Origin of the sequence: Flavobacterium sp. (assembly GCF_044368625.1) — a bacterium.
In the GTDB taxonomy this organism is placed as follows: domain Bacteria; phylum Bacteroidota; class Bacteroidia; order Flavobacteriales; family Flavobacteriaceae; genus Flavobacterium.
This window is the reverse complement of record NZ_JBIPPD010000145.1, coordinates 1-8,245: the sequence shown is the minus strand read 5'-3', so window position 1 is coordinate 8,245 and position 8,245 is coordinate 1. Positions and strand designations below refer to the sequence as shown.

3 protein-coding genes are annotated in these 8,245 nt (G+C 37.5%); all 3 read right to left on the bottom strand.

Annotated elements, in window-relative coordinates; all coding sequences use genetic code 11:
• The coding region (locus ACIQ2X_RS11065; protein WP_396178982.1) for a PKD domain-containing protein at positions 1-3,798 on the bottom strand (3,798 nt) is incomplete at its 3' end.
• A 383-nt stretch (positions 3,799-4,181) separates the two neighbouring features.
• Complete coding sequence (locus ACIQ2X_RS11060; RefSeq protein WP_396178981.1) at positions 4,182-6,485, bottom strand: hypothetical protein; 2,304 nt, start codon at positions 6,483-6,485, stop codon at positions 4,182-4,184.
• A 236-nt stretch (positions 6,486-6,721) separates the two neighbouring features.
• On the bottom strand, positions 6,722-8,245 hold a 1,524-nt coding region (locus tag ACIQ2X_RS11055; RefSeq protein ID WP_396178980.1), incomplete at its 5' end, for an SbcC/MukB-like Walker B domain-containing protein.

Sequence of the window (8,245 nt, the reverse complement as noted above, 5' to 3'; positions counted from 1 at the left end):
TTCGGCATAATAGAAGAATGATCCTGCTGTAGTAAAAACAGGAGGAGTATAGGTACTAGCATTTGCACCAGAAATCAAGCTTCCACCAGTAGTTGAATTTGTTGTATTAGCGTACCATTTATACGTAGCTGTTCCCGTTCCACCTGTATACGAAACAGTCAACGGAGCTGTAATGGTTGCGCCAACACATAAGTTAAGCGGTGCATTTGGTAGAATAGAAACAACTCCCGCTTCAATAATAATAATCTGAGTCGTATTCGTTGCCACTGTCGCACAAGAACCTGTTATTCCTGGAAAAGTAACTAGGCAATAATAAAATGTAGTACCTGCAGTAAGTGCTGGTGGAGAAAATGTGACACTTGTTTGACCTGGGATATCATTTCCTCCTGCATTGCTATTTACACTATTGGAATACCACTGATAGGTTGGAGTTCCCACTCCATTTGCAACAGTTACTGTCAATGCATTTGGGCTTCCGCCAATACACGACGTAAAAGGACCCGATGGAATTGAAGCAGTAGGCGATTGATTTATAATTACAGTTGAAACCGCACTCGTTACCCCACAACCCAATGTAGATTGTATAATTATACAGTAGTAATATTTGATTCCGACTGTATTTGTGGGTGGCGTAAAAGTTGCATTTGTTGCTCCAGAAACCGCTGTTCCACCACTATTAGAATTTGAATTATTACTGAACCATTGATAACTAAAAGTCCCATTTCCCCCTGACGCGGCAACAGTTAAATCAGTAGGAGTGGCGTTTGAACATAACGTTTGTGTGGCAAGTGGTTGCGTGGTAATAGTAGGATCAGGAGAAACATTTATAATAGCGGATTGACTTGTAACAGAGCCGCAATTGTTTCCTGAATAGGTTACTGTAACATAATAATAGAAAGTTCCTGCCGTATTAAAGGTTGGAGGTGAATAAGTTGCACTATTAGCACCATTTATTGCACTTCCGCCTGTGGTAGCACTGGAAGTATTGGAGTACCATTGGTAAGAAGCAGTTCCTATGCCTCCAGCCGCAACTACAGAAAGTGGATTTACAATTGAAACTCCAACGCAAATGTTTTGTGAGGCAATAGGCTGTGTCGTAATTGTTGGTAGTGCCACTACATTAACCAATACAATTGCAGAAGTCAAACTAGAACATCCTCCAAGAACCACAGAAACCGTGCAGTAGTAATAAACTTCGCCGACCACGTTTGTAGGCGGAATAAAAGTAGCTGAAGTAGCGCCTGAAATAGCAGTTCCTCCTATAGTAGAGTTTGTAATGTTGCTGTACCATTGATAAGTTGGAACTCCAACCGCGGCATTCACGACAACAGTCAAAGGTGTTGCCGTACCATTTAAACAAACGTTACTTGGAGCGGGTTGAGTAGTTATTGCTGGTGCTGGATTTACAGTAACGACATAATTTACAGAAACTCCGGTACAATTACCGATTTTCGGTGTAATCGTATAGGTAACTGTTCCTGAAGTTGAATTAGTATTTGTTAAAGTTTGAGTGGGTATCGTACTTGATGTACCCGATGGAGTAAAACCTGAAATACCAGCGGTTGCCGCAACATTCCACGTAAAAGTCGCACCAGTTGGAGCAGTTGTCAAAATAATTGGTGTGGTAGCGGTACCAGAACAAATGGTTTGACTTAAGACGGTATTTGTAATTATGGGTGTTGGATTAACTGTAAAGGTTTGCGTTGCGGTATTAGAAGCGCCACAAGCGTTGGTTACAATTAACGAGATCGTTTTTACGCCCGGAGTTGCATAAGAAATAGCTCCTGGATTTGCAGTGGCTGCACTTGCTGGATTTCCATCAGGAAAACTCCACACATAAGTTACGATTCCCGATGCGGTGGCGCAAGTTGGAATTTCAGCCGTTGGTGTTATTGAACCATTCGCACAGATAGCTGTAATTGCATTTATGGAAATTACGGGTGGTTTTTTGACTTCGACGGTTTTGGTAGTCGTAGTAGATCCGCAGGAATTTGTGGTGGTTAATTTTATCGTATAAGTTCCCGCTTCTATAAAATTATACGAAGCATTTGCAGTAGTTTGATTGGCAAATGTAGGATTGGTAGTACTGCAAAAACCAGCTGCATGGGTAACTTCCCATTTGTAAGTAGGTGCCTCACATTGATTGGTTACTAAAGTTGTATTAGTGGTGGTAATTGCTAAAGGTGCACAACCTGAATTGGTGTTTAGGGTAAATTGGGGTGTTAATGGGGGTTCTATGCAGATTGTTTTTGTATCGATTGAAGTTTGTGAACAACCATTTCTCTGATATAATTTTACAGTATATGTACCAGCGATTGTAAAATTGATACTTAAATTTATTGATCCATTAATCCATCCTGCAAAATCACTAGGAAACCCTCCGTTATTTCCTAAACTTCCACTTGCTAACGTCCAACCACTTGAAGGAGAAATTTCCCAGTATCTTCCACCTACTGGGTTACATTGTGTTGCTGTTACAGATGAACCAGGTGTAGATTGATTATTTGTTGTAATTATTTGATTTAGACATCCTTTTTGAGGTAACGTAAAAAGGGTTGTTGGTGCAGCAGATGTTCTTATAGGACCTGATGAAGAACTCGCAGATCCACATGGATTTATTGCCTGTATTGACACTCCAAATCCATTATTTTCAATGTTGTTACCGTTAGTAAATATAGAATCGCAAGAAGAGGTGTTGAATGTTCTTGTTACAGAAGTTGGAATATTAAATTGAGTGAATGTTAAAGGATTAGTTGGATCGTCGGAAAAAATAATTTTGTAGGTGGTGCCAGGAATATTATCAGAAACACCAGAAATTGGAAATATTAAGGTAAATGGAGCACAACCTTGGGCATTTGTCGGTAATTGAATTAGTGGAGAAGCTGGCTGATTTCCCACAAAAACCGTGTAGTTTTTGGTGATGACACAGCTTGTAGTAGTGTTTGCAGTAATAGTTAAAGTATACAATCCTACATTATATTGATGGTTAGTTGACCAATTAGAATTAGTAGATGTAAATATTGATGAACTGGAGTCTCCCCAATTTACAGAGTAGCTCGTTATATTAGATTGTAAATCAAGAGCTAATCCGTTAGATATAAAAACTAATCCACTTGATGCTCCTGGATCTGTACATTTTACTAACCATTCACTACCATTATAATCTTGTAACTGAGCACTTGCTATTTTTGGTTCAAGAACTGTAACATTTACAACATCTTGGACTGAGCAACTTCCTATAGTTGCAGTAACCGTATAATTACCCGACATTAAAATAGTAGAATTAGCTAATGTAGGAGATTGCTGATTTGAGGTGTATCCATTAGGTCCTGTCCACGAATAAGTTACTGCATTAGCGCCATTTCCTGAAATAGTTGACACTAAATTAATTGGGTTTCCTCTGCATACCAAAATATTTGAACCTGCAGAGACCGTAAATGGTGCAATCACTTTCACAAGTACGGGATTCAAAGTTAAAACTTCAACTCCAGACGCATCTTGAACGCTTATTAATTTGTAACTGAATTCTCCGATTATAGTTGTAGCGACACTAATAGATGCAAAATCGTTCGTGCCTGAAACTATCGATTGATTTGCTCCTCCATTAATACTATAAACAAAAGTATAAGGAGCTGTCCCTCCACTTCCTGTGAAAGTGACTAATGGAGCTGCAGCATTTTGGCAAACTGTAGTTCCCCCCGTAATTGTAGCGGAAAGAGCAAAAGGTTTTGAAGTGTTTGCGCTATATCCTAAAGTAAAGACAAACAAAATGAGGAAAAGAAAGTAATTTGATTTCATATACATGCAGTGTTGGTAATAATTTTTTTGGCTTATACTACTTTAATCCCGATGGGGATTGAATTTGATAATGTGCAAAAGTAGTACAAATATTTTTATAATATTGAGTTAAATTATTATAATTTAGTAAAATTATAATAACCATATGTTAGCGTTGGTAAACTTGTATTTCAGCTAGAAAGCGTACCTTCAACATCGTAACAACATCATTTTATACTTTCGTTTGTCGATGAAATTGTTAAGGTCAATACCCTGTTTTTACGTCAGAATTTTGAATTAATAGTGAAGTATTTTACAACAAATATCCTTTTTAACCGGTCTTTTTATAGTGCAATTTTTAAAAATCATTCAAAGATTGATGCAAATCATATTGCCTTTTTTTATTACTCCTTGATGATTCCTTCCTTGTACGATTCCTTTTTTATAGTTTTATCATTTTGATCTTTATAACGTGTAGTTCCATTTCGTTTTCCGTTTTTAACTTTTCGCTCCTCTGTGGTATTATTTTGAACGTTTAAATAAATGAACTCGCCGCTAAATTCTTCTCGTTTTTTTAAGTCCCAGTAAGTTTCACTTTTTATAACGCCCCTTTCCCAAATGGTCGTCATTTGAACGTTTTGGTCCAAATAAACGTCCTTCCAAATGCCGTTTTTCAAATTATCTTGGTAGTTTCCGGTAGATAAAATTTGCTTCTCTTTAGAAATAAGTTCATACAAGCCATTCTTTATTTTTAATTCTGGCGAAAGGTTTTGATAAACAGTTGGAAAATCTCTACCTTCAACGACAAACCCGTCCGCTTTTTTGATAGTCAACGTGATAAGTTCAGTGCCGTTTGCTGAAAATAATAGTTCTTGTAGATTATATTGACTTGTGTTTTCGCCTACAAGCTGCACACTTTTATGGATTTGACCATTTTCTAAAATCTCAAATTTATCGAACTTTCCAGCTGTAAAATATTTATGGAGTACAGGCTGTCCATTTTTGAACGAAACATGTTTTCCGTCAATTTTACTCGATTTATAAAAGTAAGTTTCTAATAGCAGTTTGTGGTCATCAATTCGTTCCCAAAGTCCTTCCTTCAGGTCGTTTTTATAATTTCCCGTCTCGTAGGATTTTACAATACCCTCAAAATCACAAAACTTTGAAGTTGAGTAGTGGATCCATTTCCCCACTCGCATACCGTTCTCGTAGTTTCCCCTCGCTAATAGGTCTCCATTTTTGTGTTTCATTTCATAAAAACCGTCGAGTTCATCTTCTTTGTAATTCGAAATTAAATGAAAATAGATTAGCTCTCTTTTAAAGCATTCATCGTCTTCGCCTGAATCTTCAGGACAATCGATTTTGACATTTTCAGATGCAGAAAATGTTTCGGAAACCCCGTCCAATTTGCCATTACTGTAGCTTGCAATACGATGAAGTTTTCCTGATCCTTCGGCAGCTGTACCATCTCCATTACGTATGGTTTCATAATAATACTTCCACGTTCCAGTTTTCAAACTGTCTCTGTACGTTCCTTCCGCAATTTTAACACCTGTTAAATCGTATTCTATTGCATTACCTTCCAGCTTATCATTGCGGTAGTTTTGTTCTAAAAGCAATAGAGTAGGCATCGCAAGCGTATCAATCCTGCCTAAACCACCGTAGAAAACACTTTTCATGTCCAAATACTCTTTATAACTTCCTTCCAAAAGATTATTTTTGTAGGACATTTCCTGAATCACACTTTTTCGAGATTGGAAAGCGGTACCATCAAGAATGTCGTTTTTATACGTGTACACACTAGCAATATATTTTTCTTCGGGAGTTATTATATATTCAATCACTTTTCCATTTATCGTCCCGTCTTTGTAAGTACTAATCGTTTCAATGTAGACTTCAGAATCTTCTATAAATTCATAGGTACTGTTTTTTCCGTGCTTATTGCCGTTTTTAAAATTAAAAAGTGCGGTTATCTTTCCGTCAGAATTGTATCGTGTAGCTTTCCCTTCTAGTTTACTATTTTTCAAAAAGTACTCAAAAGCTAAAGTTCCGTCTTCATCGTAGTCTTTCTTAAAACCGTTGTTTGGATCATAAACGCCTCCTTTTTTAAAGATAGTAGCTTCATATACTGTAAACGTTCTTTTGCTATTTTGAACAGTCGAATAATAATAATCGTCTTCTTCATCCACCTCTCTTTTGTAGGCAATTTTTAAAACAAACGTTGCGTTTTCGTATGTAGCTGTGACCTTTTCATCATAAATCGATTCGTCAGTAAGTGTGTAACCAAACGTTTTTAATTGCGATTGTATGGCAGTGTAGTATTCTTTTTGCCTGAAACGGTACATGATTCTACTAGGTAGATCGTCATAATTATACAGGTACAACCAAGCTGTAGCTTTGGTGTCGTTAGTATAATTCCGCCCATTTGCCCAGGTAATGATGTCGTAGTGTTCGTCATCTCCTTTTGTAGAATTGTAGTAATCCCATTTCTGTAGCAATAAATTTTTATTGGTGGTTTCCCAATTTTTATTGGTACAAAAAAGTTGCAACTCGTTTAAGGTAATACGTTGCGCAAATAATGCTCCGGAAGTGAAGACTAAAATAATACTATTTATAACGTAATTTTTCATCTGCAGTGCTTGTGGTTTTAATTTCGTACAATTCGTTTTTAAAAAACCACTTGGATGAAAATAGATAGGGTATTTCATTTTTGAGGGTCTGTTAAAACCGTCAAATACTTTTCAAGATCAAAATTTTTAAAATTTTGCCTTTTGACAGAAAGACTTTAGTAGATTTCTATTATAAAAAAAAACACTAATAATCAATCGATTGAAAAGTAAATCTATATTTAAAAACAAAAGTTTTTTTGAACAGTACAAACTTAAACCAGCAGATTTAAATTGTATTACGGTTTCCCGTAAAAGTCAAAATAAAATTAGGTTCACTAATATCCCACCACTTCTACCAAACTCCTTCCGCTGCTTTTTTTACTGACTTTTATTTGAACGGGAATGCGTTCGGTCATTTCATGCACGTGCGAAATTACACCCACTTTTCGCCCTTGGTTGTGCAAACGTTCGAGGGCGTCCATCGCGATATTTAGCGTATTTGGATCAAGCGAACCGAAACCTTCGTCAATAAATAGCGACTCGACTTTCATCTTACTCGACGACAGCGAAGCGAGACCAAGTGCCAAAGCCAACGAAACCAAAAACGATTCGCCACCCGAAAGGGAATACACAGTTCGGATTTCGTCGCCCATATCCAAATCTACAACTTGAAGCCCCAACGTGTTCGGAATGCGTTCTATTTTGTAGCGGCTGGTCAAATCTTTAAGGTGGATGTTGGCGTAACTCAACAACACTTCGAGTGTGTATTCTTGGGCAATTTGGCGGAATTTTTTTCCATCCGCCGAACCAATCACGTCGTTGAGTTTGCTCCAATTGTCTGCAATCGTGGCTTGCAAAGCAATAGCATCCAACAAAGCGCCAATTTTCAATTTATTTCGTTCATTTTCGGCAATTTTGAATCCAATATTGGCTTTTGCTTGTGCAAAATTTTCATTTTCAATTTGAGCATTTTGGTGTAGCGCTGTTAACTCTTCCAATGGTCGCTCGGAAGGTTTTTTGGCGGTATGCTCGGCTAAAATTTGTGTTCGTTCCTCAAAGATCGTTGCGGCTTTTGTTTGTTCGTCGGCTATTTCACGGACCATTTTTCGTTCGCTTTCCATCCATTCCAAGGAGTAGCTCAAAAGTGTTTGCAATCCAGTAATTGTAATGGTTTGTTGTGTTTTTTGATGGAATAGTTGCAGCCATTGCTCTATTTTTGCGTTGGCATTTGCTATTTCCAAAGCGAGTTTGGCAATACCGGTAACAGTTGCTGTTTTTTGAGCTTCTAAAGTTGCTTCACGTACCGCGTTTTGATTCACTTGATGGGTAATATTTTCCACATTATTCTTTGCCTCACTCACGTCATTTGCAAGTTTTTGTTCCATCAAATCTGCGGGTTGCCCTTCAAAAATGGCTTTTCGGGCAATGGTTTTTTCTGCTAAATCTTTTTCTAAAATAGCAGTACTTGTCGTTTTTTGAGCCAAATCGTCTAGAATATTTTTCTCTTGATTTTTCAGTTGTTCAAGGACCGATATAAGCGTTGTGCTTTTGTTTAAATCCAATGCTAATTGTTCGGATTTGGTTTTCCATTCTGCAGAAAATGAACGTATCGAGGCCACAAAGTCTTGTGGTTTTTCGTTCCATTTTTGCCACCAATCGGGACTTTCAAAATAGTCTTGCAAACTGTTTTTTAGGGCGGTCAAATCGAGCTGGGTTTGCGAGATGGTATTGTCAATTCCGTCCATTTTTGCCCTAAAAACTGCAAGTTGACTCCTTAATTCTTGGCTTTCTGTCTCGCAAATGTCTTTTTTTTCTTTTGCTTTTTCAAGTTGTAATTTAGCCGCATCCAGCTTGCTTTT